This window comes from Clostridium cuniculi (assembly GCF_004353185.1).
Classification (GTDB): domain Bacteria; phylum Bacillota; class Clostridia; order Clostridiales; family Clostridiaceae; genus Clostridium; species Clostridium cuniculi.
The window spans coordinates 111,984-138,174 of sequence record NZ_SMUS01000007.1 but is presented as its reverse complement, the minus strand read 5'-3'; the positions used below and the strand labels follow the sequence as shown (position 1 = coordinate 138,174).

General features: G+C 25.1%; 26 protein-coding genes. 22 read left to right on the top strand and 4 right to left on the bottom strand.

Annotated features, from left to right (window positions below):
- Positions 1-409 precede the first annotated feature (409 nt).
- On the bottom strand, positions 410-1,303 hold the full coding sequence (locus EJJ37_RS05140) for a LysR family transcriptional regulator (RefSeq protein WP_133014523.1): 894 nt from the start codon (positions 1,301-1,303) through the stop codon (positions 410-412).
- A gap of 173 nt (positions 1,304-1,476) precedes the next feature.
- Between EJJ37_RS05140 and EJJ37_RS05135 the strand changes: the two genes are divergently transcribed.
- From EJJ37_RS05135 to EJJ37_RS05120, 4 genes are all read left to right on the top strand, one after another.
- Positions 1,477-2,502 (top strand): YeiH family protein, encoded by a 1,026-nt coding sequence (locus tag EJJ37_RS05135; RefSeq protein WP_133014522.1) that lies wholly within the window; start codon positions 1,477-1,479, stop codon positions 2,500-2,502.
- A 211-nt stretch (positions 2,503-2,713) separates the two neighbouring features.
- Positions 2,714-3,244, top strand: coding sequence for a cob(I)yrinic acid a,c-diamide adenosyltransferase (locus EJJ37_RS05130; protein WP_133014521.1), 531 nt, complete (start codon positions 2,714-2,716; stop codon positions 3,242-3,244).
- Positions 3,245-3,379: 135 nt separating this feature from the next.
- Positions 3,380-3,616 (top strand): TIGR04540 family protein, encoded by a 237-nt coding sequence (locus EJJ37_RS05125; RefSeq protein ID WP_133014520.1) that lies wholly within the window; start codon positions 3,380-3,382, stop codon positions 3,614-3,616.
- A 189-nt stretch (positions 3,617-3,805) separates the two neighbouring features.
- Complete coding sequence (locus tag EJJ37_RS05120) at positions 3,806-5,890, top strand: sensor domain-containing diguanylate cyclase (RefSeq protein WP_166484665.1); 2,085 nt, start codon at positions 3,806-3,808, stop codon at positions 5,888-5,890.
- Between the two features lie 75 nt (positions 5,891-5,965).
- Here EJJ37_RS05120 and EJJ37_RS05115 read toward each other — a convergent pair whose 3' ends face one another.
- Complete coding sequence (locus tag EJJ37_RS05115) at positions 5,966-6,352, bottom strand: carboxypeptidase-like regulatory domain-containing protein (RefSeq protein WP_133014518.1); 387 nt, start codon at positions 6,350-6,352, stop codon at positions 5,966-5,968.
- 223 nt (positions 6,353-6,575) lie between these two features.
- Between EJJ37_RS05115 and EJJ37_RS05110 the strand changes: the two genes are divergently transcribed.
- Positions 6,576-6,818, top strand: coding sequence for a hypothetical protein (locus tag EJJ37_RS05110; protein ID WP_133014517.1), 243 nt, complete (start codon positions 6,576-6,578; stop codon positions 6,816-6,818).
- A gap of 30 nt (positions 6,819-6,848) precedes the next feature.
- On the opposite strand, the gene EJJ37_RS05105 is transcribed toward EJJ37_RS05110, so the two are convergent.
- Complete coding sequence (locus EJJ37_RS05105; RefSeq protein WP_133014516.1) at positions 6,849-7,634, bottom strand: polysaccharide deacetylase family protein; 786 nt, start codon at positions 7,632-7,634, stop codon at positions 6,849-6,851.
- Positions 7,635-7,834: 200 nt separating this feature from the next.
- Here EJJ37_RS05105 and EJJ37_RS05100 point away from each other — a divergent pair, with 200 nt between their 5' ends.
- The 7 genes from EJJ37_RS05100 to EJJ37_RS05070 all read left to right on the top strand — a co-directional run bounded on the left by EJJ37_RS05100 (position 7,835) and on the right by EJJ37_RS05070 (position 15,348).
- A complete protein-coding gene (locus EJJ37_RS05100) occupies positions 7,835-8,065 on the top strand; it encodes a hypothetical protein (RefSeq protein ID WP_133014515.1) in 231 nt (76 codons plus the stop codon).
- 153 nt (positions 8,066-8,218) lie between these two features.
- A complete protein-coding gene (locus EJJ37_RS05095; RefSeq protein WP_133014514.1) occupies positions 8,219-8,977 on the top strand; it encodes a phosphatase PAP2 family protein in 759 nt (252 codons plus the stop codon).
- 100 nt (positions 8,978-9,077) lie between these two features.
- On the top strand, positions 9,078-9,584 hold the full coding sequence (locus EJJ37_RS05090) for a putative ABC transporter permease (protein ID WP_133014513.1): 507 nt from the start codon (positions 9,078-9,080) through the stop codon (positions 9,582-9,584).
- Positions 9,585-9,698: 114 nt separating this feature from the next.
- On the top strand, positions 9,699-10,043 hold the full coding sequence (locus EJJ37_RS05085) for a hypothetical protein (protein ID WP_133014512.1): 345 nt from the start codon (positions 9,699-9,701) through the stop codon (positions 10,041-10,043).
- Between the two features lie 175 nt (positions 10,044-10,218).
- Positions 10,219-13,458 (top strand): ligand-binding sensor domain-containing protein, encoded by a 3,240-nt coding sequence (locus EJJ37_RS05080; RefSeq protein ID WP_133014511.1) that lies wholly within the window; start codon positions 10,219-10,221, stop codon positions 13,456-13,458.
- A 173-nt stretch (positions 13,459-13,631) separates the two neighbouring features.
- Positions 13,632-14,939, top strand: coding sequence for an MATE family efflux transporter (locus tag EJJ37_RS05075; RefSeq protein ID WP_133014510.1), 1,308 nt, complete (start codon positions 13,632-13,634; stop codon positions 14,937-14,939).
- 217 nt (positions 14,940-15,156) lie between these two features.
- Entirely contained in the window at positions 15,157-15,348 is a 192-nt protein-coding gene (locus EJJ37_RS05070; RefSeq protein WP_226891356.1) for a Spo0E family sporulation regulatory protein-aspartic acid phosphatase, read from the top strand.
- Between the two features lie 77 nt (positions 15,349-15,425).
- Here EJJ37_RS05070 and EJJ37_RS05065 read toward each other — a convergent pair whose 3' ends face one another.
- Positions 15,426-16,139, bottom strand: coding sequence for a LytR/AlgR family response regulator transcription factor (locus tag EJJ37_RS05065; RefSeq protein ID WP_133014509.1), 714 nt, complete (start codon positions 16,137-16,139; stop codon positions 15,426-15,428).
- Positions 16,140-16,293: 154 nt separating this feature from the next.
- Here EJJ37_RS05065 and EJJ37_RS05060 point away from each other — a divergent pair, with 154 nt between their 5' ends.
- The 10 genes from EJJ37_RS05060 to EJJ37_RS05015 all read left to right on the top strand — a co-directional run bounded on the left by EJJ37_RS05060 (position 16,294) and on the right by EJJ37_RS05015 (position 26,187).
- A complete protein-coding gene (locus tag EJJ37_RS05060) occupies positions 16,294-18,186 on the top strand; it encodes a sensor histidine kinase (protein WP_133014508.1) in 1,893 nt (630 codons plus the stop codon).
- Positions 18,187-18,250: 64 nt separating this feature from the next.
- On the top strand, positions 18,251-19,069 hold the full coding sequence (locus tag EJJ37_RS05055) for a MerR family transcriptional regulator (RefSeq protein ID WP_133014507.1): 819 nt from the start codon (positions 18,251-18,253) through the stop codon (positions 19,067-19,069).
- Between the two features lie 98 nt (positions 19,070-19,167).
- Positions 19,168-19,848, top strand: coding sequence for an N-acetylmuramoyl-L-alanine amidase family protein (locus EJJ37_RS05050; RefSeq protein ID WP_133014506.1), 681 nt, complete (start codon positions 19,168-19,170; stop codon positions 19,846-19,848).
- Between the two features lie 121 nt (positions 19,849-19,969).
- On the top strand, positions 19,970-20,278 hold the full coding sequence (locus tag EJJ37_RS05045) for a hypothetical protein (RefSeq protein WP_133014505.1): 309 nt from the start codon (positions 19,970-19,972) through the stop codon (positions 20,276-20,278).
- A 223-nt stretch (positions 20,279-20,501) separates the two neighbouring features.
- Complete coding sequence (locus tag EJJ37_RS05040; RefSeq protein ID WP_133014504.1) at positions 20,502-21,173, top strand: DUF969 domain-containing protein; 672 nt, start codon at positions 20,502-20,504, stop codon at positions 21,171-21,173.
- Between the two features lie 20 nt (positions 21,174-21,193).
- Positions 21,194-22,123 (top strand): DUF979 domain-containing protein, encoded by a 930-nt coding sequence (locus tag EJJ37_RS05035; RefSeq protein WP_133014503.1) that lies wholly within the window; start codon positions 21,194-21,196, stop codon positions 22,121-22,123.
- 130 nt (positions 22,124-22,253) lie between these two features.
- Entirely contained in the window at positions 22,254-22,895 is a 642-nt protein-coding gene (gene pcp, locus EJJ37_RS05030; RefSeq protein ID WP_133014502.1) for a pyroglutamyl-peptidase I, read from the top strand.
- A gap of 1 nt (position 22,896) precedes the next feature.
- A complete protein-coding gene (locus EJJ37_RS05025) occupies positions 22,897-23,334 on the top strand; it encodes a gamma-glutamylcyclotransferase family protein (RefSeq protein ID WP_133014501.1) in 438 nt (145 codons plus the stop codon).
- Between the two features lie 140 nt (positions 23,335-23,474).
- Positions 23,475-24,317 carry an Mrp/NBP35 family ATP-binding protein gene (locus EJJ37_RS05020; protein ID WP_133014500.1) on the top strand — a complete coding sequence of 281 codons (843 nt, stop codon included), beginning with the start codon at positions 23,475-23,477 and terminating at the stop codon, positions 24,315-24,317.
- 475 nt (positions 24,318-24,792) lie between these two features.
- Positions 24,793-26,187, top strand: a complete 1,395-nt coding sequence (locus EJJ37_RS05015) for an ABC transporter substrate-binding protein (RefSeq protein ID WP_133014499.1) — start codon at positions 24,793-24,795, stop codon at positions 26,185-26,187.
- The last annotated feature ends 4 nt before the right edge of the window (positions 26,188-26,191 follow it).

Genomic DNA, 26,191 nt, shown 5'->3' with positions numbered 1-26,191 from the left:
TCGTTATAGCTTAAGTGCCGTGATGACGAAAATTAATGATATTATCTCCAGAAATTAGTGTAATTTTCCTTCCGATAATATCATTAATTTTTCTCTATCACTAGCTTTTAAGCTAAAAGATACAATTTTCTACGTAACCACCTTAAAAGCATATACATGAGAAAAGAAAAAATGAAATATTAATTTGGAGGGAACATTGAAATTGAACCATAGAATTTAATAATTGATGAAGTAAAGTTGCGTTAATAAGTTTTTACTGTTTGAGCGAAGTGAGTTTAAAAACTTTAGCAAACTTTACGGAATCAATTATATAAATTCTCGGTGAAAATTTCACGTTTCCCGGAAAATAAATATTTCATTTTTTCGATCCATGTGGTGCGCAATATTATTCAATTTTCGCTTTATGTAATTAAGAGTTAGGTTTTGAGGTGTAGGCTTTAAGTTCTTCTAAGAAAATATTTGCTGCTTTTGATAGTGTTAATTCTTTTGGATATATGTATGAAAATGATCTAGTAAAATCATTATTAAGTTTTATAGAAGCTAATTCATTTCGAGCTTCAGCTTCTGAAATTACATGTCTAGATGTAATTGTTAATCCTAAATTATTTCTAACAGCCTCTTTAACTGATAAATTACTGCCTAATATCATCATACTTTTAGGAATAATTTTATGTTGTGTAAAGAATAAATCAAGATATTCTCTAGTACCTGATCCTTCCTCACGGGCAATCCATCTTTTGTCTTGAAGACTATCTATATTAAGTTCTTTATCCTTTAGATCACTCTCAAAAGGAACAACAAGAACCATTTCGTCTTCTAAAAAATATTCTTGTTTAAATAGAGCTGATGAAGCTGAACCTTCTATAAGACCTATATCTAATTTCATTTTTTTTAGTTCTCTAGATATAATTGAAGTATTTTCTATAATAACCTCTATGTCAACATCAGGATATTTAATAGAAAAATCAGCTAAAAATTTTGGAAGTATATATTCTCCTATAGTTAAGCTCGCTCCTATTTTTATACTTCCTTTAACTGAGCTTGAAAGTGTTTTTACATCCAGAAATGTAATATCTAAAAGATTTATAATTTCCTTAGCTCTTTTATATAGAGTATAACCACTTTCTGTAATAGATATAGTTTTTTGTTTAACTGACCTATTTATTAAAGTAACTCCAAAAGTAATTTCTAAATTTTTTATATGAGTACTAACACTTGGTTGTGAAAGATTTAAATATTCAGCTGCTTTAGTAAAATTTTTAAAATCAACAACTGCAATAAAAGTTTTAAATTCTTCAATCAATGTAATAACCTCCTAGTATTAATGGGTAAACTAATTGCGATAAATACATTATACACTAATTATTAAAAAAAGTAATCATTATTATAATTAATATTTATTTTACTAATGATAATTTTGTAGATATACTAAGTTATGTAATAAGTGGTTAAAATTTTAAGGAGGGAATGATATACATGAAGAATAATAAATTTATCGATTATATGAAAGGTATATTACCAGGGCTATTAGTTTCAGTAGCAGTAGCATTTGTAGGGATATTGATTGCTAAATTTGTACCTAAATTAGGGGCAGGTACAATATCAATTTTTCTAGGAATGTTTGTGGGAAATTTATTTTTAAATCAAGATGTTTTTCAAAAAGGATATAAGTTTTCAGAAACTGATATACTATCATATTCCATTGTTTTATTAGGAGCTACCTTAAGTGTAAATACATTATTAGAGCTAGGTATAGGTGGATTTGTTTTTATAATATTACAAATGGCAGTAACAATAGTTGGTTCAATATATATAGGAAAGAAGCTAGGGTTTAGTGAAAACTTTAGATTTTTAATGGCTAGTGGAAATGCTGTATGTGGTTCATCAGCTATAGCAGCAACAGCTCCAGTAATTGATGCAGATGATAAAGAAAAGGGTATAGCAATTACTATAGTAAATATTACGGGAATAGTTTTAATGTTTGTTTTACCGATAATAGCTAGGGCTTTATTTAATTCAGAGACAATGCAGACAGGGGCTTTAATTGGTGGTACATTACAATCAGTAGGTCAAGTTGCTGCCAGCGGAGCTATGGTTGGTGAAGAAGTAAAAGATATGGCTATGATTTTTAAGATATTAAGAGTTGTATTATTAGTTGTTGTAGTTTTTGTATTTGGTCATTTAAAGCATAAAAATAATGAAGAAATATTAGAAGAAGAAGTACATGAAATTGAAAAGAAAAAAGTTAAAATTCCTTGGTATGTTATAGGATTCTTTGTAACTTGTGCTTTATTTTCATTAAAGATTATACCTGTAAATGTATCTCATGTATGTAAAACTATAAGTAATAATCTTGAAATTATAGCATTAGCAGCAATTGGATTAAGAGTTAATGTAAAAGAATTACTTAAGCAAGGAAAAGCTGTATCTTTATATGCATTAGGTGTAGGCGTATTACAAATAGTTGCAGCTTTAATATTAATATTTATATTAATTAGATAATTGAAGTGAAGGTTAAGAGTTAAGGAAAACACTATTTAATTTTAAAAATTATTAAATAGTACTAAAATTTACTCTTAGCTTTTATTTTATAATAAGGGATAAATTTTTTGAAAATAATAAGTTATAAGGTAAAAAAAGTTGACAATAGTGTTATATAGAAAGTATTATAGTTAAAAAATAAATTATAGCTAATATATTAGGAGTGAGTATTATGGAGAAGGGACTTATACATATATATTGTGGAGATGGAAAGGGAAAGACTACTGCAGCTATGGGATTGGCAATTAGAGCTGCAGGTAGAGAGAAAAAAGTTTTTATAACTCAATTTTTGAAAAGTGGAAAAAGTGGTGAGCTGGTATCATTAGAAAAATTAAAAGAATATATAACTTTTTTACCAGGAAGGCCTGTAAACAAATTTGTATGGAATATGAATGATGAAGAAAAAATGGAAGCTAAGAGAGAGCATACAGCTAGGTTTAAGGAGATAAAAGATATTATAAAAAATGAGGATTATGATTTATTAATATTAGATGAAATAATAGCAACTATAAATAATGGGTTTATAGAGTTAAATGAGGTTATAGACTTCTTAAAAAATAAGCCTGAAACATTAGAAGTTGTTATGACTGGAAGAGATCCTAAGGAAGAGCTTATAGAACTAGCTAACTATGTAACAGAGATGAAATGTATAAAGCATCCATTTAAAGAGGGGATTCCATCTAGAGTAGGAATAGAGTTATAAAATATCTAGTAAATAGTATTTAGTTAATATATAATACATAAGGAAGAATAAGAAATTTAAGTTAAACTAACTGTTTAGTTTAACTTAAATTTCTTAAAATAAATATTAATATCAGAGTAATTGAAGGAGCAACATATGAGAGCTGTATACAGAAATCCAAAGGAATTAGCAACAAAATTAAAAGATGTAATTGATTTATATTTAGAAGATTTATTATCATATGAAAAATTAGAGTCTACAGTTGTGGCAATGATAAAGGCAAATGATGATAGAATTTATAAAAATGGATTTATGCCTACAAAATTAATTGCTGCTATAGGAGAGGAAAGAAAAGCTATAGTAGATAAGATAGCTTTAGATAATAATTTATAAATTTTATTATGAGAAGATTAATGTTTCAAAGAATTTTGTATTTTGAAATATTAATCTTTTTTGTTTATTTAATATAAAAATAATATTAATATAATTAAATAGATTTAAAAAAAATAAAAAATATAGTAAAATATTTAATATGAAGAAAAAAATGTAAATAAATTTCGGATTTAAATGGAGGAGAGTATTTTGATTGGAAGTGCAGAATTAAAATATAATTTGCAACAGTTTAAAAGAAATGAAAATCATATAGAATACTTTAAATCTATTTTTTTAGATAATATAAGAGCTAATCCTACAAATGTACAGGAAATATTAGATGAAGTAATGAATATAGCAAAAAATAATAATTATAATATAGCTTATGCTTGGTGTTTAATATATAAGGGGTGGGATTATCATATTAGATGTGAATATGATAAGGCTTGTCATTGTAGAATAGAGGCTAGTGAAATATTTATAAGAAATAATGATATTAATGGACAAATAGCAGCTTATAATGCACTTTTAGCAGATTATTCAAGGTTAGGAAATTTAGATTTAGCTATAGAAAATGGATTAATGGGAATTGAATTAGCAGATCAAGAGAATGAGGAAGAGTTATTAATAGATCTTTTAATTAATACTTCTGTTGCATATACTGAGTGTAAAAAATATACAGAAGCTAAGGAGTTATTAAATAAGATAAAAAGTTTTCATGGATTTATATCTAAAGATTCAAATATAGCATATTATATAACGCTAGCTGAAATTGAAGTAAATAATGGAGACTTTAATTATGCCTATGAATGCTGTGAAAAGGCATATGAATTAATTAAAGAAATAAAGTGTTGGATATATGAATGTGAAGTATTGTCAATTAGAGCTGTTGCAAATTTTAAAATGGGAAAATTAGAAGAGGCAGAAAAAGATTTTATATTAGCAATTGAAAATGCTAGAAGTTTTAATAATACCATATTTGTTATTAGAACATTAATACGTTTTTCTAATTATTATGATTTAATTGGAAATAATGAGCAAAGTGTAAATAAGCTTATAGAAGCACATAATGAAATAAAAAAAATATCATCACCTATAGATGAAAGTGAAATATATTATAAGTTAAGTGAACTTTATTCTAGAAATAATAAAATGAATGAAGCATATAAATATTTAAAAATGCATTTAGAAATTGAAAAAAAAATATTTAATAGCAAAAGTAGTAGTTGGTTTGATAAAATTCATAGTAAAGAAATAGCTAGAGAAGCCAAAATATATAAAGAAATGTATCAAGATATAGATTTAATATCTGATATAGGAAAAAAGTTTACTTCCAATTTGAAAATAGAAAAAAACTTAAATGTTATATATGAAGAAGTGCGTGAACTCATGGAGGCTGATGTCTTTGGAATTGCTTTATATAACAATAATTTATTATATTATGATTTGTTTATAGTAGATGGAAATTTAAAAGATTATGGAAGTGTAGCCTTAGATGAAGAAACATTTGGTGGATGGTGTTATAAAAATAAAAAAAATGTTTTAATTAATGATATTGAAAAAGAATATAATAAATATATTTCAAGTAAAAGCAATGAACTAGGAAATTGCAATTTTAAAGATATACAGTCTTTAGTATTTTGTCCAATAATAATAGAAAGTAAAGTTATAGGCATATTAAGTGTGCAAAGTTACAATAAAAATGCTTACAATAAAAACGATATAAAAAAATTAGAAATTTTAACTTCATATATAGCTATTGCTTTAGAAAATGCAAGACTATTTAATAAAATAGAATATGCAGCAACTCATGATGGATTAACAGAAATTCTAAATAGAGAAGAGATTTTAAATAGAGGTGAATTTGTATTAAAAAATAAGGAAAATTGTTCTATAATACTTATTGATATTGATTACTTTAAATCAATAAACGATAATTATGGACATGCTGCAGGTGATTATGTTTTAAAAAGTATAAGTACTATTATGCAAGAAATTATTTCAGAAAGTGGATATATTGGCAGATTTGGTGGGGAGGAATTTTTAATAGTTATTTATGATTGTAACTTTGACAAGGTAATGAAAATTGCAGAACAATTAAGAAGTTATGTTGAAAATTATAAATTTATAGTTGATTCACAAAAAATAGATGTTACAGTAAGTTTAGGAACTTATAATTATTGTAATGAGGATAAGAATTTTTATAATAATATAAAGTTTGCTGATAAAGCTTTATATATGGCAAAGTCATTAGGAAGGAATAAAGTGATATCTTATAATGATAGTATATATTAATTATAAAAATTAAAAGGAGCTGAAAACAGCTCCTTTTAGCTTATCTTTTGTACATGAAATCAAGAAAGTGTAAAATTAGCATCCGCATCCTTGATTACCAGAGTCATTTGATACAGTATTAACGTTTATACAAGAACCTTTAAAGCAGCTTACTTTTAGACATTTTTGAACTATTTGAGTATTGTCACTAAATATCTTTAACATATAAGTTGTATTTGGACATAAAGGTCCTAGTAAGAATTGTCCATTATCATCTGTAAATGTGTGAGTTAATGGAACTGGAAATTCACATTTATCAACTACTTGAAGTAGTTTAACAACTGCATCAGCAACAGGTAAACCAGCAGCATCAAGAACTGTACCAAATATACAGCTTCTATTTTCCCTTGGTAATTTTATAGTAGCATCGATTTGTTCATTACAACCAGTTTTAAAAACACAATTTCCTAATCTACAGCTCATAATTTTATCCTCCTAAGTGTAATTGTAATATACTATAATATATTCCAATACAATCTCAATGTGTTCTAAATTATAAATCTTTTTTATGTAAAGTATTTAAATTAAAAACTGTTAGGTAGATAAGAGAATATAATTAAATGTTTTTTGTAACTTTTGTTACTGAAATAATTTTTTAAGTCAGTTATAATAATAAAAAAGTATGATAAAAATAGGAGGAAATAAGATGAGTTGTGGATGCGGAAGCATGAATAAGAAAGATGGAAAAGCAGTAGTGGATTTAGTAAGAAGTAAGGGAAAAGCAGATTTTCCTATATCAATACAACATGAAATAGAATGTAGCTGTGGAAAGAATTTCATAATGAAAACTTTAGTAGACAAATGCCCACATTGTGGTATGACATATGGAGTTACTCCATGTTCATCAAGAGATAAAGAAAATGTAACTGCGGCAGGTATAAATTACTAATTAAAATAACTAAATTGCAAAGCAATTTAGTTATTTTAATATTCCAAAATCATATCCTGCATCTTTTAAAAGCTTAATTATTCCAGGTAAGGCTTCTACAGTAGTATTTTTAGTCATACAATCGTGCATTAATATTATTGCAGGATTTTTATAATTACCATCTTTATCTTTAATTTCTCTAGAAACATTTTGAATTAAGGTAGAGGCTGGAATATTATTTCCTTTAGCATCGCCAGAATCTACATTCCAATCATAGACATTAACACCTACTTCATTTAGTTTAAAAGTTATATTTTTAGTAAAATCTTTTCCTCTAGAATTTTTAACGATAGTATTATTAGAACCGCCAGGAAATCTAAATATGGTACAATCACTTCCTGTAACTTCTTTTATAAATTCCTGTTGTTTATTGAAACTTTTAAAGAATGATTCTTCGCAAGTATAAACATACTTAAATTCATGGTCTGCAGTATGATTACCAATTGCATTACCTTCTTCATAAGCTCTTTTGACAAATTGAATATGAGGTTCTATATATGGAGAAATTATAAAAAATGTTGCATGTACATTATTTTCTTTTAATATATCAAGTATTAATTCTGTATTTTTACTAGGACCATCATCAAAGGTTAAATATGCAATCTTTTTTTCTTCATTTGTATTATTTTTTTCACAATAATTATTTTTAGAAGTATCTTCTATATTAATAGGAGATAAGAGACAACAATATGTTGAAACGTTAATTAATGATAAAGATATAAGTAAGAATATAATTAGTTTTTTTAAAAATTTAGAGTAAATATTTAAATCTTTCATTTTAATTCTCCTTATATAAATAAAATATTAATATTTTTTATTATAAGATTTAGTTTCATAAAGTATTTTGTGTAAAAGTAATATGAATTTATACCTTTTAAATAAAAATTATTTAAGGTGACTATAGAAGACTTAGTATGAACATTTATAATAATGAAGAATATTATAAAATTATAAAGAATTGGAGGAGAATAAAATAAATGAATCCATATGAACTTATAATGAAGATCGATAGAAAAATGAAAGAAGATCCTGTTTTTGCAAATAAGTTTAATAGATTAGTAGCTGAATTAAATAGAACTCCAGGTTTGCAACAAGAAATAATGAGAATAGCTCAAATAAAAGATGAAAGTAAAAGGCAAAGAGCTTTAAATAACTTACCTGATAATGTAAAACAATCAGTTGCAGAAATGTTTAAGTTGTTAAGTTAATACAATAATCCATTAATAAAAAAATAACCAATTTTAATTGGTTATTTTTTTATTAATGGATTATTTAAGGGGAAAATTAGCATAGAATAAATTGTAAATTAATAAAGTTGATAAAAAATAAAGTAACTTGTATATAAAATAGTGAGGTAGAGTATGGAAATTAAAAAAGATACAATAAAAATAAATAATAATGTTAAAATAAAAATATTAGATTTAGTTTGGTTTATTATGATTCCAGTAATTAATGTAAACTATATTTTAGCTAGTATTTTAGCTAAGAGAGGACATGATCTTACAATTGAATTAGATAATGTAATTCCATTTAACTCTATATTTATTATTCCTTATGTATATTGGTATTTGTATATTGTAATAGGTTTTATATTTATATTAGTGAATTCAAGAAAAGATTATATTAGAGTCTTTATATCATTTTTTATAGGAATGAGTGTATGTTATATTGTATATTATTTATATCCAACAGAGATAAGTAGACCTACCATTATCAATAGTAATATATTAAATTATCTAGTAAATATAATATATTCACTAGATAGACCGGTAAATTGTTTTCCGTCATTACATGTGTTAACAACTTATTTTATAATGAGATATACAAAATATAAAAATTCAAAAAAGAAATTTTACTATACTGAAATAGTAGGTGTATTAATAATAATATCGACTTTGTTTATAAAACAGCATTTTATAGCAGATGTCATTAGTGCAATTATATTAGATGAAGTTATAATTTTATTAGTAAGAAAAATAGATGATTCTAAAATAGAAAAGTTATTAAATTTACCATATAAAGTGAAAAGAAGTTTAATTAATAAAATGAATAAGAAGAGTAATATAAAAAATAAGGATATTATAGAAGGGGAAATTCAGTTAGCAAGAAAGAAAAAATAAATATTTATAAAAAGATGTTTAAAATATTTTTAGACATCTTTTTTTATGGATAAAATTTATAAATATTAGAAAAACTAAGAAATACTAAGGAGGAATAAATATGGAGTTTTTGTATAATTTTTTTGTTTATGGATTTATTGGGTGGATAATAGAAAATGTCTTTTCATATTATATTCATGGACATTTTCAAAAGGATGGATTTTTAAAGGGCCCATTTAAACCTATGTATGCAATAGCTATGGCTTGGATACTTGAATTATATAAGGTTGTACCTAATATAATATTTTTAATTATAATATCATTTATAATTCCAACATCTGTGGAGTATATAACAGGATTTCTAATGAGAAAATTTTTTAATAAGGATTATTGGGATTATTCTAAAGAAAAGTATAATTGTGAAGGAATTATATGTTTAAGATTTTCACTTATTTGGGTTCTTTTAAGTATTATAGATGTAAAAATAATTCATCCATACTTTGTATATAAAATTTATAATTTATTGAATGGAATATGGCCTAGTCTATCAATATTGTTTGTATTAGCTTTGTGTATAGATGAAATATTAACATTTATAGATTTTAAAAAAAGTAGTCAAATAATATAATATTAAGTTAAAACAATCTAATTAAATTTAAGTAAGAACTTTTTAACTTTGAAACTTTTTAATATTAATATATAATTTAAATATACAATTAATTTAGTTAGAAAGAGGAAAAGTATGAGTTTAATAAGTACATATGAGAAGTTTACCCATATCAATGAAGAGTTTATAGCATTTATTGATAAATTAGTTAGAGAAAATTTTGAATCTTTTACAGAGGAACAAATTAAAATGAATTTAAATATAGCTCTAAATAATTATGAAAAATTAAAATTTGAGAGTGATGAAATTCAAGTTGAGGATAATGATAAAAATAATTTAAATGATTTAAAGTATTTAATAATGAGTGCATTATTTTTAGTATCAGATTTAAATCATTTTTATAATTTAAAAGAATATGAAAGATTTAAAATGAGAGCAATAAACTATATAAATAATAGCAGAAGAGGAAATATGTTTTAATAAATTTATTAATTAAAGCCCACGATAATAAATAATATTATTATCGTGGGCTTTATATATAATAAAATTAATAAAAAATATAAGAAAATGTATAAAAAGTGATAATATTGACAAAAAAAGTAAAATGAGGTAATATAATATAGGTTGAAATATATTAATAAAGAGGGGGAACTATATGAATAAACTTGTGAAGAGGTATGTTTTATTAGTAATATCTCTTACATTAGTAATAGTAATATTTAATTATAGTTTAGTATTTGCAAAAAAAGTAGATAAGGTTAATACATTAGTTCCTAAAAACGAAAATATAAATTTTGAGAGTTTGACTATAAAAGATAAACTTTCTAGTAATTATATAACGACAATTTTTCAAGATTCTAGAGGATATATATGGATTGGAACAGATGATGGTTTAAATCAATATGATGGAAACTATATAGTCGAATATAATTATAGTAATGGATTGGCATCGACTTATATAAATACAATATGTGAAGATGAGAATGGAAATATATGGGTAGGTACTCGCGGTGGTTTAAGCATTATTAATAGTAAAACAGAAGAAATAAGAAATATTAAATGTGATAATAGTGAAAAAGGTATATCACATTATAATGTTACTGCTATTTATAAAGATAGTGAAAATATAATGTGGATAGGAACAGAAAATGGCCTAAATAAGTATGATGCTGAAAATGAAATATTTATAAAATATTATGATGAATATAATGGAGGAGTATTAACTAATTCTTATATAACAGATATTAAAGAGGTAAAAGATGAATATATAGTAATTGCAAGTAAATGTGGAGCCAGTATAGTAGATATAAGAACTGGTATAGTATATAAAAGTAAATTTGAGCAAGAGCAATACGATTATATTTATAGTTTAGAAGTAGATAATAATGAGGATATATGGTTTGCTACTAAAAATGGTATATATAAATATGATCATGAAGCAGACATATTAAGTAATTTTAACATTGATATTGATGAAGAAATATATAGTGATATTACTTATATATTATGTGATGAAAATAATGATTTATGGTTTGCAAGTTATAGTGGGTTAATAAAGTATAATGAAGAAAGCAATTTAACTACTTTATATAAAACTGACAAGCAATCTGTTAACTCATTGGTTGGTAATAATATAAATTGTCTTTTAGAAGATAGTAATGGATTATTATGGATAGGTACAGATAATGGTATAAGTAAGTTAAATATAACTGAACAAATTAATAATGAGATAAATTTAATATTAAAAGAAAATGAAATTGAGCAAACAAATATTAATTCCATAATAGAAGATTCTGAAGGAGATTTATGGATAGGAACTAAATATCATGGATTAATAAATATATTAGTAGATGAAAAGAAAGTAATAAAGTATACTTACAATAAAAATTATGAAAATACTATTTCTAGTAATGCAATAAAATATATTACTGAATTCAAAACAGGAGAAATTGTTGTAGTTACTGATAAAGGTATAGATATAATTAATAAACATAAAAATAAAATTTCTAATCAGTATGTTGAAAGTTTGGACAATGAAATTTATTTGGGTATACAGAAAATAATATTTGATAATGATAAATACTGTTGGATGGCTACTGACAATGGAATTGTTAGATTGGATCTTAATAGAAACGAAATAAAAACCTATAAAGAAGAGTTTGAAGATTATGGACTTGAGTGTATAAAAATAGTAGATATATTTCAAGATAAATATGATGAAAATATACTGTGGTTAGCAGGAGGAGAATATACAGGACTTATTAAATTTCATAAAAGTGATGGAATAATAAAAAATTATGTTAATAATGATTTAGAAAATTGTATAAGTTATGATGTTATAAATTGCATAGATGGTGACGATGAAGGAAACTTATGGATTGGGACAAATTCAGGGTTAAATAAATTTAATATTGCAACTGAAAAATTTAGTGTATATAGTGAAGCAGATGGAATGATAAATGATTATGTTAATTCCATTGTTATAGATGATAATGATGATATTTGGATTGGAACTAATAAGGGGATATGTAAATTTGATACTAAGAAAAATAAATTTACAAACCTTAATAGATACTATGGTATTCAGGGAAGCAAATTTAATTTAAACTCTTTTTGGAAATCAAAAAGTGGAAATTTATTATTTGTAACTACAGAAGGCATTTTTTATTTTAATCCTAATGAATTAGATAAAGAAAATAATAAAAATGATACCGATGATAAAGTTATTATCGGTAGTATTAGAGTTAATAACGAAAAAATAGATTTTGATGAGATAAATGATATTGCACTTAAATATAATGAAAATAATATAACTATTGTATATTTTTTAGCAGATTATGCAGAAGGTTCAGATATAACATATGAATATAAACTTGAAGGCTTAAATGAAGAGTGGATATATTCTAGTAATATTAGTTATGTAAATTATACAGTATTATCTCCTGGGAAATATACATTTAAAGTTAGAGCTATGCAGCAAAATGGGGAGTTAACAGGTGAAAGTAGTATAAAAATAATTATACAAAGGCCTTGGTGGAAGACAAAAATAGCATATTGTTTTTATATATTTATAATAGGTATTATTGTATTTTATTTCTGGAACAATATGAAAATATTAAAGTCATTAGTAAAAAAGCAAACAAAAGAAATTAATGAAAAAATGAAAGAAAATCAATTATTATATGAAAAAAGTATAAGATGTGAAAAGTTTAAAAATGATTATTTTGTAAATTTATCTCATGAACTAAGAACACCTATTAATATTATTTTGTCAACTGTACAGTTAATAAACTCATTAAATAAAGATAAGGATATTTCAAGAAAAAAACTTAATCATTATATGGAAATTGTACAGAAAAGTTCAAATAGTTTATTAAAAATAATTAATGATATTATAGATAGCTCTAAAATAGAATCTGGAACTTATAAAATAAATAAAGAGGATAATGTTGATATAGTTTATTTAGTTGAAGAAACTGCTTTAACTATGAGTGATTATATAGAGGAGAAGGGGATTGAGTTAATTATTGATCCTGAAATAGAAGAGAAGTATATATCTTGTGATCCAAATGAAATAGAAAGATGTATAGTTAATGTTATAGGTAATGCAATTAAATTTACCCCAGAAGGCGGAAAGATAGAGATATTTATTAAGGATAATAATAGTAGTGTAAGTATTTCTATAAAGGATTCTGGAATTGGAATATCAGAAGAAGATCAGAAATTCATATTTAATAGATTTGAACAGGGGAAAAATGGGGATTGTACTAAAGTAAGTAGTAGTGGAATTGGCTTAACATTAGTTAAGTACATAGTTACACTACATAATGGAAATATAGAGTTAGAAAGTAAATTACAAAAGGGAACTAAGTTTACTATAATATTACCATGTTAATAAATAAAAGAAGTTATCTTAAAAGATAGAATAAATATAATTAATTTTATATTTATTTAAAAGTTTTTAGATAATTTCTTTTTTATTTAAATATAAAAATAATAAAAACTATTGACTCTTGTGTAAGAAAAGACTTTATAATTTGAAAGGATTAAAAATTAAAGGAGATATGTATGAAAAAAGAATTTTTTAAATATGCTATTCCATCAGCATTAGCAATGTTTATTTCTTCATTATATACAGTAATAGATGGAATATTTGTAGGACAAGGTGTTGGAGATTCAGCATTAGCAGCAGTTAATATAGTTCTTCCATTTACGGTAATGTTATTTGGTTTAGCTTCCATGTTTGCTATCGGAGGAGGAGCATTAGTTTCTAAAAATATTGGGGCAAATAATGTAAAAAAAGCAGTTAATATTTTTAGACAAGTTTTTAAGTCTTTATTAATATTTAGTTTAATAATAAGTATAGTATGTATATTATTTACTAGTCCAATAGTAAGTATGTTAGGAGCAACTGAAGTATTAAAACCATTAGCTGTAGAGTATTTAAGATTTTATGCATTATTCTGTATACCAAACTTAGTTGGTATTGTTTTAAATAGTTTTGTTAGAAATGATGGCAGACCAAAGCTAGCAATGGTATCTACTATAAGTGGTGCTATTACTAATATAATTTTAGATTATATATTTATTTTCCAATTAGGAATGGGAATCAAAGGTGCGGCAATAGCAACTGGACTTGGACAAATAGTAACAGTAAGTATAGTATTACCTCATTTTATTATGAAAAAAGGATATTTATCTTTTGGAAATGTAAAAGTGTCATTTAAAACAATAAAGGAATTTTGCACTATCGGATTTCCTTCGTTTTTTGCTCAAGGAAGTTATTCTATAATAGTTTTACTTCATAATATAGCATTAGTAAAATATGCAGGCGAAATGGGAGTTTCAGCATATAGTATATTAAATTATATAACTACTAATATATATATGGTTTTATATGGAATTACATTAGGAGTTCAACCACTTGTTAGTTATAATTATGGAAAGAAAGATGTAGAAAAAATGTTAGGGTTCTTTAGAATAACATCAATTTCTAATATAATAATAACAGGGGTTTTTGTTATTATAAGTTTTGTATTTGGACCTTCATTAATATCTATATTTACAAATGATACACAAATAGCACAAATGGCTTATGATGCACTAAAAATAGCATGTTTAAGTTATTTTGCTGTAGGATTAAATTTAAACAGTTTAGTTTACTACCAAGCAATTGAGATACCTAAGTATTCTAATTTAAGTTGTATATTAAGATCCATAGTGTATTTACCAATATGTTTATTTATTTTAGGTAGATTCTTTGGTATTAATGGTATATGGGCAAGTGCAATTGTATCTGAAACTTTAACCTTCATAACTATAAAATTAGTAGGAAATATAAAATCATATACATTTAGAGTAATAGAAGAAGTTTAAAAAATATAATAATTATATTTAAGCCATAGTGATATATTAAAATTTTAATATATCACTATGGTACTTTTTTATATTTTACAACGTTTTACAACAAAAAATATATATTTGAATACAAAATAATTGAATAGAAATGTCTAAAATGATAGAATAAATATCGCTAAACAAAAGGAATATATTAGGAGAATTTGTTTGAAAATGTGAATTGGAGTAAATGTATATGTATATGGTAAAAGAGAAAAGAGATGAGATAAATTTAGAGGATGAAGTATTAAATGAATTAAGAATAATTTTAAGTGACCTTTATTATAAACATGGTATAGCAGATGAAGTAATTCAATTAAGTCAGATTATAGATAAATTAATAGTTCAAAAGCAAATTTATTATCTAAATAAAACTAAAGAGAACTAAAGATAAGATAAAGTATATGTAAAAAAAGCGTTAAAATAGTTTTAAGGAAAAAACTATTTTAACGCTTTTTTTATATTTTAAATAGAATCTATAAATTTAAAAAATGCATTTTCTACATTATTTATATATTTTTTCCCAATAGGTATTTTAGCAAAGTTATTAAGAGTTATCTCAGAAGATGAAAGTTGAGAAATTTTACATACGTTTACTAAATAGCTTCTGTGACATCTTACAAAATTATAGTTACTTATAAGAACTTCAATATCACTAAGTCTACTATAAAATTCGATAGTACTATTATCTAAAATAGCAATTACTTTTCGGTTATAAACTTCGAAATATAGAACTTTAGATAAAGGTAGAGTTATAGTTTTTGAACCCTGATTTATTTTTAAAAGTTTAGAGTTAGTATTATATAAGCTTTTTATTGCTTTAATAAAAACTTTATTAAGTTTTTCATAATCTAATGGTTTTATTAGATAATTAGAAGCCTCTACATCATAGCCATCAAGTATATATTCACTACTACTACTTATGAAAATTATTTTTGTTATATCATTATTTTCTCTTATATGTTTTGCAATATCTATTCCATTAAGAGAGTCTAATAATATATCTAAAAATATTATGTCATAGCTTTTAGAAGGATTATAGTTTGAAATAAATTCCATTCCAGATGTGAAAGTATGTATATTTATATATAAATTATTTTTTTTACTGATGTGGGTTAGTGTATTAACTATATAATCAACAGTAAATTTATCATCATCGCATACCGCGATTTCAATCATAATATCCTCCCCTTTTTATATATATAAACTAATTATACAATAAAAAATTAAATTTGATATTAATAATTAAAGAAAATGTATAAAAATTATAAAAAATAATTTATAGTATAAATAAATACTATTACTAAAATTAATTTATATAAGGAGTAGATTAATGAAAAGAAAATTATTATTAATATTGTCTTTAATTGTAATATCTATAAGTATTTTATTAGTTTATGTAGATAAAATAAATTTAGATAATAAAGATGTATATAGATATATTAATAAATTAAATAAAGAATATAATGAAAATTATGATGAAATATTAAATTTTTTAGATAAAAAAATTGATAGTAATTTATCTGAAAGAGAAAGAGTAAAAGAATATCTAGCAAGGATTAATTTTTTATATGAATCTAATAAATTTGATGAATTATTAGATATTGCAATAGAAAGTGAAAAAATTTTAATAGATCAACAAGAGTGGACATTTGCTGGAAGTGTAGAGTGCTTAATAGCTCAATTATACTTACAAAGGGGAGATTATGAGTGGGCATATATATATAGTAATAAATCAAATATTATATTAATGGATTTATATGATAAGAATAAGCTTGATAATATTTACATTTCTCAGTTAGTTCAAGTAAAAAGTATTAAAGCTGTAACAGAACAAGAATTTAATATGAATGAAGAGGCTGATACTTCTTTTAAAGAAATACAAAATATATTAGAAAATTATGATGTTGAAATATCATCATATACATATGCAAATATAGCAGAGTATTATAAAGGAAAAAATTTATTTGATAAGGTTGAGGAATATGTACAAAAAGCATATGAGAGGATTCAATTAGAAGATTGTAATAATTATATGTTAGATATAAAGCTTAATATACTTCTAGCAACTACATATTATAAAAATGAAGAGTATGAAAAGGCCTTAGAGTTATTAAATAATATAGATATTGAAAAAGAAAATTTATATACAGTTGATAAATTTATTGTAATAGGAGAAATATTAAGTCAACAAAATAATATAGATGGTGCCATTGAAAATTTTGAATATGCTTATAATATTTTATTAGATAAAAATATATCACGTAAAATTTTATATGTAATAGATAGATTATTACAGTTAAATAAAGATATAGGAAATAAAGAGGTGGAAGAATATTGGTTAGATAAACTTAAATTTTTATCTATACAACTAATAAGAGAAAATCCCAATTATCATCTTATTAATAAAGTAAATGAAATTAATTTAAATAAAATAAGTAGTGATTTAGCGATAGCTAGATTAAATCAACAGATATATATATATTTATCTATTATTTTAGTTATTTCTATATTCATTTTAATTATAATAGTAATGTTTAGGTTAAAAGAAAAGGAGTTACATAAGAGAGTATTACAAAAAAATATAGATGTATTAAATAAGCAGCTTCAATATAAATTGAAATATTATAAAAGTGAAAAGAAGCGTGAAGATGAAATTAAAAGATATATTCATGATAGAAGTAATCATATGAGAATTCTTATAGGACTTATTGAAAATGGTGAAAATCAAAGAGCTATTGATTATATGAGTGAGTTAACTGATACATATAAAAATATGCAAAAGAACAGTGTAACTAAAAATAAAGTAATAGACTCTATATTAAGTAATTTAATAGAAGAGTGTAAGCAAAAGAATATAAAGTTAGATTTAGATATAAAGCTTCCAGAAGAGATTCAAATTACTGATATTGATTTATGTATTATATTTTCAAATCTTATTGATAATGCAATAGAAGCTTGTGAAAAATTAAATAATAGTTCTCAAAAAATTATAAATCTAAAGAGTAATATTTCTGGAAATTATATGTATGTATCTATTGAAAATTCTTATGATGGGGAAATAAGTAAAAATGGGGTTGAATTTATAACTTGGAAAAAGAATAAAAAGTTTCATGGAGTTGGCTTGGAAAATATTGGGATTACAGTAAATAAGTATAAAGGGATGTTAAAGTATGATTATAATGAATCTATATTTAAAGTTTCCGTATTATTGAATATTAAATAGATGGTGTGGAGAAGTAATTGCATTTAGATTATTAAAAATTAAGAGTTTTAGAAAGGGAATATATATGAAATCTAAATTTTCTATTGGAGAAGTGGCTAAAATACATAATATCACAGTAGAAACCTTAAGACATTATGATAGAGTGGGGTTATTAAAGCCTTCATATATAAATAGTAGTACAGGATATAGATATTACAGTGCTAAGGATTTTATAATATTAGATTTAATTAAACAATGTAAGGCTATGGGACTCTCTTTAGATGAGATAAAGAGTATAATAGAAAATTATACTTCACCAGAATCAGTTTTACATGTTATAAGAAAGCAAAAGATAATTATAGATGAAAAAATAAAAGAGTTAAATAAGATAAAAGATAATATTACATTTCTAGAGGAGCGTATAAAGGTTTCATTAGATGAAGGATTAAACAAAGTATTTATAAAATTTTATGATGAGAGAAGTTTTATTAAGTATAATAATACAAATAGATTTACAGAAGAATTTGAGGTAAACTTAAGCAAAATTTTAGCGGAAGTGGAAAAAAAACATACTTATTTTAATAAGGAGTTAGGATTTGTTATTTCATACAAGGATCTTAAAGAACTTAATAAAGTAACATATAGAAATACAATAATAGATTTTACTAGAAGAATGGATATTTCAGAGTATGATAAAATTATCTTACCAAGAGGAAGATATTTAACCTTAAATTTTGATGATGACTATAATGATACAAGAAAATATTACGATATTATTATGGATTATATAGAAGAGAATAATATTGAAATATTAGGGGATTTTTATGAAATATATATAATAACTAGAGTTAGTAGTAATGGAATGGAAAAGTCATTAGGAAAAATACAAATACTTATTAAGTAATCTATATTATATAAATTTTGGGTATAAATTTATAAATAAGGGTAGTTACTTGTATATATTTATATTGAAAAATAAATTTTCAAGGAGGTATATACAATATGGCGAAATGGTTAATAGATCCTGGTCATGGAGGGGTAGATTCAGGAGCTACCTATAAAGGAAGAAGAGAATGTGATGATGTCCTTAAGTTATCTTTAAGAGTTGGTGAATTATTAAAAAATAATAATGAAAATGTTTATTATACAAGGTCTATAGATACTACTATAAGTTTAGCTGAGAGAAGTAATAAAGAAAATAATGGGGATTATGACTATTTTATAAGTATTCATAGAAATGCATATCAACCAGAAATTGTAAAGGGATTTGAAATACATGTATATGCTAATGGAGGTATAGCAGAGCAATTAGCTAATAAAGTTAATTCTAAAGTAGTTAAAAATGGGTTTGTTAATAGAGGAATAAAGATTTCTAATTTTCATGTTTTAAGAGAAACTAAATCTCCTGCAATATTAGTAGAAGTTGGATTTATAGATAACACTTCAGATAACAAGATATTTGATTCTAAATTTGAACAAATAGCACAATCAATTGTTAAGGGATGTTTATTACAAATAGGGAAAAGCATAAGTATTACTAGTAATAGTTTAAATAATAATGAAGTATACTATAGGTGTGTAGTAGGAAGTTTTAAAGAAAAAAGAAATGCAGAAGTTAGAAAAGCCGAATTAATAAGTAAAGGTTATAAAGATACGTTTATAGAAGTTTATAAAGGAAAATAGAATTAAAGAGAGCTATATCAAAATTTTTTATTAAATTTGATATAGCTTTTTTTATGTTAATAAAATTTAAAATATAGCTAAAAATAAATGTAGTATCTAATTGAAAGTAGAGGAAATTAATATGAAGAAAAAACAAGAAATTATAAGTTGGATAAGTTTTATTTTGTTTTTCTGTATAACAAAAATTAATTTTGATTATTATATACTAGATTCTAAATCATATTATGATGGTTATTTTAATAAAACTAGTCCAAAACAATATGAAATAGTGCCAAATAATGATTTAAATAATAATAATGATATCAATAAAATAGATGATTTTCATTATTATTTTGATGATTATGACTATTATAATAACTACAAAGATTTCCAATATTATGATAAAAAAGATGATTATTATGAACATCATTATTATGAAAGGGGTGAATAATTATGCAAAAAAAAGTTATGTTTATTAAAAGGTGAATAATCTGAAAATAAATATATATAATAAAGTGAGTTCAAAAGGGGGAGATTATTAATATTTTGTTAATGAAAACGATAATAAATTATATAAATTGTACAAAGAAGAGTTGTTGGTATAATTTTTTTGTAGACAAATGCAGAAAAAAAGGGTATAAATATAATATAGACGTATAATGGAGGGAACAAAAATGGTACTAATAGGAATATTAATGGTAATAGTAGGGTTTGCATTAAAGTTAGATAGTATAGCTGTAATAATAATATCAGCGCTTACTACAGGATTTGCAGCTCATATGGATATTACTGAAATATTATCAATTCTTGGGCAAACATTTGTTAATCAAAGATTAATAACAATTTTTATATTAACATTACCTGTAATAGGTATATCAGAAAGATATGGATTAAAAGAAAAAGCAGTTTCACTTATTAAGAAAGTAAAAAATCTTTCAACAGGAAAACTGTTAACACTTTATTGTTTAATAAGACAAATTGCTGGAGCTATGTCATTAAGAATAAGTGGACATCCTCAATTTGTTAGACCTTTAATAAATCCAATGGCTCAAGGTGCTGCAATAAGTAAATATGGCAAGCTTGATGAAAAAACAGAAGCTAAAATAAAAGCAGCAGCAGCTTCTATGGATAACTATGGTAATTTCTATGGTCAAAATCTTTTCTTAGCAAGTTCAGGAGTTTTATTAATTGCTAATACTTTAAGTGATTTAGGATATGCAACAACAGGATTAGATATTGCAAAAGCATCAATTCCTGTAGCAGTAATTGCCTTTGTATTAGTTTTAATTCAAAATATATTACTGGACAAGCAATTAGAAAGACAATTTGGGAAGAAGAATAAATAGTTACAAAGGAGAAGAGATATATGGATTTTACAGCAATTTCTAATATGTTATTAGAAATATTCTACATAATAATTGGAATTATGATGTTAAATACAGCTGTATTAACATTAAGAGATAAAAATCATAAAGCTAAAATTGGAACAGCTATCTTTTGGGCGTTACTTGGAGTAATATTTGTATTTGGACCATATATACCATCAGTAGTGGTTGGAGCAATGTTAGTTGTTATAGCAGTACTTACTTTAACTAAGCAAGTTAAACCAGGAACTGTTAAGGCTTTAGATGAGAAGTTCGGAGAAGAACAAGCAGAAAAATTAGGACTTAAGGTATTTATACCATCATTAGTTATAGCTTTAGTTGCATTAGGAATTGCACAGTTTACACCAATTTCAGGAACAGCAGCTATAGGTGTTGCAGCAGTAATAGCAGTGATAGTTACATTTATTATTACTAAGGCAAAACCAAGAGTTTTAGTTGAAGAATCAGATAGAATGCTTCAATCAGTAGGAGCAGTAAGTATATTACCTCAATTATTAGCAGCACTTGGTGCTTTATTTACAGCAGCAGGAGTTGGTGATGTAATTTCTTCAGGGATATCAAGTGTATTACCACAAGGAAATATATTTATAGGAGTTAGTGCTTACTGTATAGGTATGGCAGTATTTACAATGATAATGGGAAATGCTTTTGCAGCATTCTCAGTAATAACAGTTGGTATAGGTATACCTTTTGTATTCGCACAAGGTGCTAATGTTGCTATAGCAGGAGCTTTAGCATTAACAGCAGGTTATTGTGGTACTTTATTAACACCAATGGCAGCTAACTTTAATATTATGCCAGCTGCTTTACTTGAAATTGAAGATAAAAATTCAATAATCAAGCATCAAGCACCTGTAGCTTTAATTTTATTAGCTATTCATATTGTGTTAATGTACTTCTTAGCATTTTAATTTAATATGTTATAATATATATGAGATATTATCTAAATCATTTATGAGATAGATAATATCTCATAATTCATAATCAAATAAAGGATTAAACTTTACTAAAGTATGAAAAGTAACGAAGGAGAAGATAAATATGAAAGTATTAATAACAGGATTTGATCCATTTGGAGGAGAGCCAATAAATCCGGCTTTAGAAGCAGTTAAATTATTACCTGATACTATTTCAGGTGCTGAAATAATTAAGCTTGAAATTCCTACAGTATTTAGAAAATCTTTAGCAAAGATTGAGGAAGCAATAGAACTTCACAATCCAGATATAGTTATTTCTATTGGGCAAGCTGGTGGTAGATTCGGTATAACACCAGAAAGAGTTGCAATAAATATAGATGATGCAAGAATTGAAGATAATGAAGGAAATCAACCATTAGATATTACTATATATGAAGATGGTGAAGCAGCATATTTTTCAAATCTACCAATAAAGGCAATGGTTAATGAAATGAAAAATAATGGAATTCCTGCATCAGTATCTAATACAGCAGGAACTTTCGTATGTAACCATGTGATGTATGGAGTATTATATTTAGTAGATAAGAAGTACCCTAATATTAGAGCTGGATTCATACATGTTCCATACATTCCATCACAAGTAGTTGATAAACCAGAAAAACCATCTATGAGCACAATTGATATTTCAAAAGGATTAGAATTAGCAATAAAAGCAGCAGTAGAAAATTCAGAAGATATTAAGGCTGTTGGTGGAGCTATTTGTTAAAATGTTAGAACCAAGAGAACAAAAGAAAATCTTTGTTTATGGTAGTTTGAGAACTGGATTCTTTAACTATAATAAATATTTATTAGGAAAAATATCAAATGCTCAAGAGGGAAAAGTAAAAGGAAAATTATATCATATGCCACATAAGGGGTATCCAGCATTAATTGAAGGTGATGATGTGGTAATAGGAGAAGTAATGACTTTAAATGACTTTGAAAGTGTAATGATTCCAATGGATAAAATGGAAAATTACTATGGAGTAAATGATAATAGGAATGAGTATAATAGGATAATAATGGATGTTGAGCTTTCAGATGGAACTAAGGAAAGCTGTTATGTTTATTATTATGCTATGAATGATAAAGAGGTTTTTGAAAAGAACAGCATTTACATAAGCAACGGTGATTGGAAAGACTATATGTTAAAACAATCTCTGTAAATAAATGGGTCTGCCTCCGGGGTCAATCCATATATTGGATTTACCCCGGAGGCAGTTTTTTAATATTTGACAAAGACAAATATTAGGAATAAACTTATGATAAATAAATATAAAAAGATACATAAAATGAGGTGAAGTAAATGGGAAACTGTAGTACATGTCCAAGTCATGGATCATGTGGAAAAGATGAAACACAGTGTGGAATTGAAAATAATCCAGAAAATAAAATAAAAAATATAATCGCTGTAATGAGTGGTAAAGGCGGAGTAGGAAAATCTACAATGTCTGTTATGATGGCTAGACAATTAGCTCAAAGAGGATATAGAGTAGGAATTTTAGATGCTGATATAACTGGACCTAGTATACCAAGATTACTTCATATAGAAGAGGAAAGAGCAAGAGGAACAGAAACTCTTATTTTTCCTGTAGAAAGTAGTGAAGGAATTAAAGTAATGTCTTTAAATCTTGTTGTAGAAAAAGAAGACGAAGCTGTTATTTGGAGAGGGCCAGCTATAGTTAGCGTTGTAAAACAATTCTGGACTGGAGTATATTGGGGAGAATTAGACTACTTAATAATAGATATGCCACCAGGAACAGGTGATGTTCCATTAACAGTAATGCAAACTATACCTATAAAAGGTGTAGTGATGGTTTCTATTCCTCAAGATATGATTTCTATGATAGTTTCTAAATCAATAAATATGGCTAGAAAAATGAACATAGATATATTCGGGGTAATAGAAAATATGAGTTATATTAAATGCCCAGATTGTGATAAAACTATTAAATTATTTAACGGAGAAAATACTGAAAAGTTCTTAAAAGATATGAATGTAGAGCTATTAGGGGAATTACCTATGCATAGAGCTATAACTAATTATGGATCTATAGAATTAATTGAAGAAGAGGAAGAAGTAGCTGAATTATTTGATCCTATAGTTGAGAAAATAATAGAAAAATCAAAGAAAAAGTTAATATTATAATTTAAATAAATTCTTATTTATAATGTTTAATATAAATAAGAAATATATGAGATTATAATTAATATCAATGAGTAGAAAATTATCCACGATAAAATTAAAGAAATCGTGGATAATTTTTGTTAGAATAGTATTTTATAATGATATCAAATTTTAAAGAAAAATAGTGAAATAAAAAGCAATTATGAAATACTAAGTATATTAAAAAGAATAGAAAAAATAGAGATTGTCAGTACAATTTAAACAAGGATATAGGATTAATCCATAAAAGTGAAAAAAATTTCAAAATAAATTGTAATAAATATACATAAATGTATTGACAATCCTGTAATTAATTAGTTACAATAATATTGTAATAATTCAAAAAAATAAAAATAAAATAAAAGAGAGTTATTTTTAAAAGGGAATTGAAGTATTTGGGTGTCTACATAAGCTTATGCTTTTGTAATATATTTATATGGATTTATGGAGGGATATTATGATCAAGATGAAAACGTTTAAGAGGTTGATGGGACTTTTGTTAGCCACATCATTAACTACGGGTTTAATGGTTGGGTGTGGATCTAATAAAAGTACAGGGGATTCAGGAGAAACAAATGAATCTGAAGAAGCTACATCAGATTCATCCGAAGAGGAGCCAACAGTAGTAACTGTAGGGGATGAAAATGGTACTGAGTTTGAAATGTGGACATTCGTTGAATTACATGCTCAATTCTATCAAGAAATGGTTAAAGAATGGAATGAGCAAAATCCGGATAAAACAATTAATTTAAAAATGACAGTTTTACCTTTTGGAGATATGCATACTAAATTACAATCTTCATTATTAGCAGGAAAGGGTGCCCCAGATTTATGTGATATAGAAGTTGGACAATTCCCTAATTTCTTAAAAGGTGTGCCACAATTAGAAACATTAAATGATGTTGTTGAACCTTATAAAGATTCAATAGTTGAATCAAGACTTAATCTTTATAGTAAAGATGGAGATATATATGGATTACCAACACACGTTGGTGCAACAGTTGCATTCTATAATACTGAGTTATTAGAAGCTGCAGGAATTGATTATACTACAATAAAAACTTGGGATGATTTTAAAGAAGCTGGTAGTAAGTATTATGAAGCTACAGGGAAATATTTAGGAACTGCAGATACAGGTACATTATGGACTGAATCATTAATGTTATCAGAACTTGGAAGTGATTATATAGATAAAGATGGTAATCCAATACTTAATAGTGATGAAATGAAAAAAGTATTATCAACATTAAAAGACCTTCAAGATAGCAATGCAATTGCTACAATTGCAGGTGGACAACCAGATATGGAAGAAGCTTTTGGTGAATATAACAATGGAAATTATGCTTGTGCTATTATGCCAATGTGGTTTATGTCAAGATTTATAAACTATATGCCAGAGTTATCAGGTAAAATTGCTATAGCTCCAGCTCCTGTTTTTGAAGAAGGTCAAGATCGTTCTGTTGGTGGAGGCGGTACTGGTACTGTTGTAACTAAAGAGTGTGAAAATGCAGATTTAGCTAAAGAGTTCTTAGCATTTGCTAAGCTTTCAGAAGAAGGTAATATAAAGGTTTGGGAAATACTAGGATTTGATCCGGTTAACACAACTGTTTGGGATAATGAAGAAGTTACTCATAATCCTGAAAATCAATATGTTAAGTATTTCAAAAACAATCCATTTGATGTATTAAATGAAATAAAAGATGAAATTGGATTATGTAAAGTTGTTGAAAATACACCATCTGTAAATGAAGTTTTATGTACAACTACTTTGAATAGTATATTTGAAGATGGTGGAGATGTAAATGAAGAATTAGATTATGCACAAGAAGAAGTAGAAAATGCTATTCAATAAATAA

Bases quoted from the DNA above. Each gene is read 5' to 3' on its own strand.
- EJJ37_RS05135 (WP_133014522.1), top strand. From the start codon at position 1,477: ATGAAGAATAATAAATTTATCGATTATATGAAAGGTATATTACCAGGG.
- EJJ37_RS05130 (WP_133014521.1), top strand. From the start codon at position 2,714: ATGGAGAAGGGACTTATACATATATATTGTGGAGATGGAAAGGGAAAG.
- EJJ37_RS05125 (WP_133014520.1), top strand. From the start codon at position 3,380: ATGAGAGCTGTATACAGAAATCCAAAGGAATTAGCAACAAAATTAAAA.
- EJJ37_RS05115 (WP_133014518.1), bottom strand. From the start codon at position 6,352: ATGAGCTGTAGATTAGGAAATTGTGTTTTTAAAACTGGTTGTAATGAA.
- EJJ37_RS05110 (WP_133014517.1), top strand. From the start codon at position 6,576: ATGAGTTGTGGATGCGGAAGCATGAATAAGAAAGATGGAAAAGCAGTA.
- EJJ37_RS05105 (WP_133014516.1), bottom strand. From the start codon at position 7,634: ATGAAAGATTTAAATATTTACTCTAAATTTTTAAAAAAACTAATTATA.
- EJJ37_RS05100 (WP_133014515.1), top strand. From the start codon at position 7,835: ATGAATCCATATGAACTTATAATGAAGATCGATAGAAAAATGAAAGAA.
- EJJ37_RS05095 (WP_133014514.1), top strand. From the start codon at position 8,219: ATGGAAATTAAAAAAGATACAATAAAAATAAATAATAATGTTAAAATA.
- EJJ37_RS05090 (WP_133014513.1), top strand. From the start codon at position 9,078: ATGGAGTTTTTGTATAATTTTTTTGTTTATGGATTTATTGGGTGGATA.
- EJJ37_RS05085 (WP_133014512.1), top strand. From the start codon at position 9,699: ATGAGTTTAATAAGTACATATGAGAAGTTTACCCATATCAATGAAGAG.
- EJJ37_RS05080 (WP_133014511.1), top strand. From the start codon at position 10,219: ATGAATAAACTTGTGAAGAGGTATGTTTTATTAGTAATATCTCTTACA.
- EJJ37_RS05075 (WP_133014510.1), top strand. From the start codon at position 13,632: ATGAAAAAAGAATTTTTTAAATATGCTATTCCATCAGCATTAGCAATG.
- EJJ37_RS05070 (WP_226891356.1), top strand. From the start codon at position 15,157: ATGTATATGGTAAAAGAGAAAAGAGATGAGATAAATTTAGAGGATGAA.
- EJJ37_RS05065 (WP_133014509.1), bottom strand. From the start codon at position 16,139: ATGATTGAAATCGCGGTATGCGATGATGATAAATTTACTGTTGATTAT.
- EJJ37_RS05060 (WP_133014508.1), top strand. From the start codon at position 16,294: ATGAAAAGAAAATTATTATTAATATTGTCTTTAATTGTAATATCTATA.
- EJJ37_RS05055 (WP_133014507.1), top strand. From the start codon at position 18,251: ATGAAATCTAAATTTTCTATTGGAGAAGTGGCTAAAATACATAATATC.
- EJJ37_RS05050 (WP_133014506.1), top strand. From the start codon at position 19,168: ATGGCGAAATGGTTAATAGATCCTGGTCATGGAGGGGTAGATTCAGGA.
- EJJ37_RS05045 (WP_133014505.1), top strand. From the start codon at position 19,970: ATGAAGAAAAAACAAGAAATTATAAGTTGGATAAGTTTTATTTTGTTT.
- EJJ37_RS05040 (WP_133014504.1), top strand. From the start codon at position 20,502: ATGGTACTAATAGGAATATTAATGGTAATAGTAGGGTTTGCATTAAAG.
- EJJ37_RS05035 (WP_133014503.1), top strand. From the start codon at position 21,194: ATGGATTTTACAGCAATTTCTAATATGTTATTAGAAATATTCTACATA.
- pcp (WP_133014502.1), top strand. From the start codon at position 22,254: ATGAAAGTATTAATAACAGGATTTGATCCATTTGGAGGAGAGCCAATA.
- EJJ37_RS05025 (WP_133014501.1), top strand. From the start codon at position 22,897: ATGTTAGAACCAAGAGAACAAAAGAAAATCTTTGTTTATGGTAGTTTG.
- EJJ37_RS05020 (WP_133014500.1), top strand. From the start codon at position 23,475: ATGGGAAACTGTAGTACATGTCCAAGTCATGGATCATGTGGAAAAGAT.
- EJJ37_RS05015 (WP_133014499.1), top strand. From the start codon at position 24,793: ATGATCAAGATGAAAACGTTTAAGAGGTTGATGGGACTTTTGTTAGCC.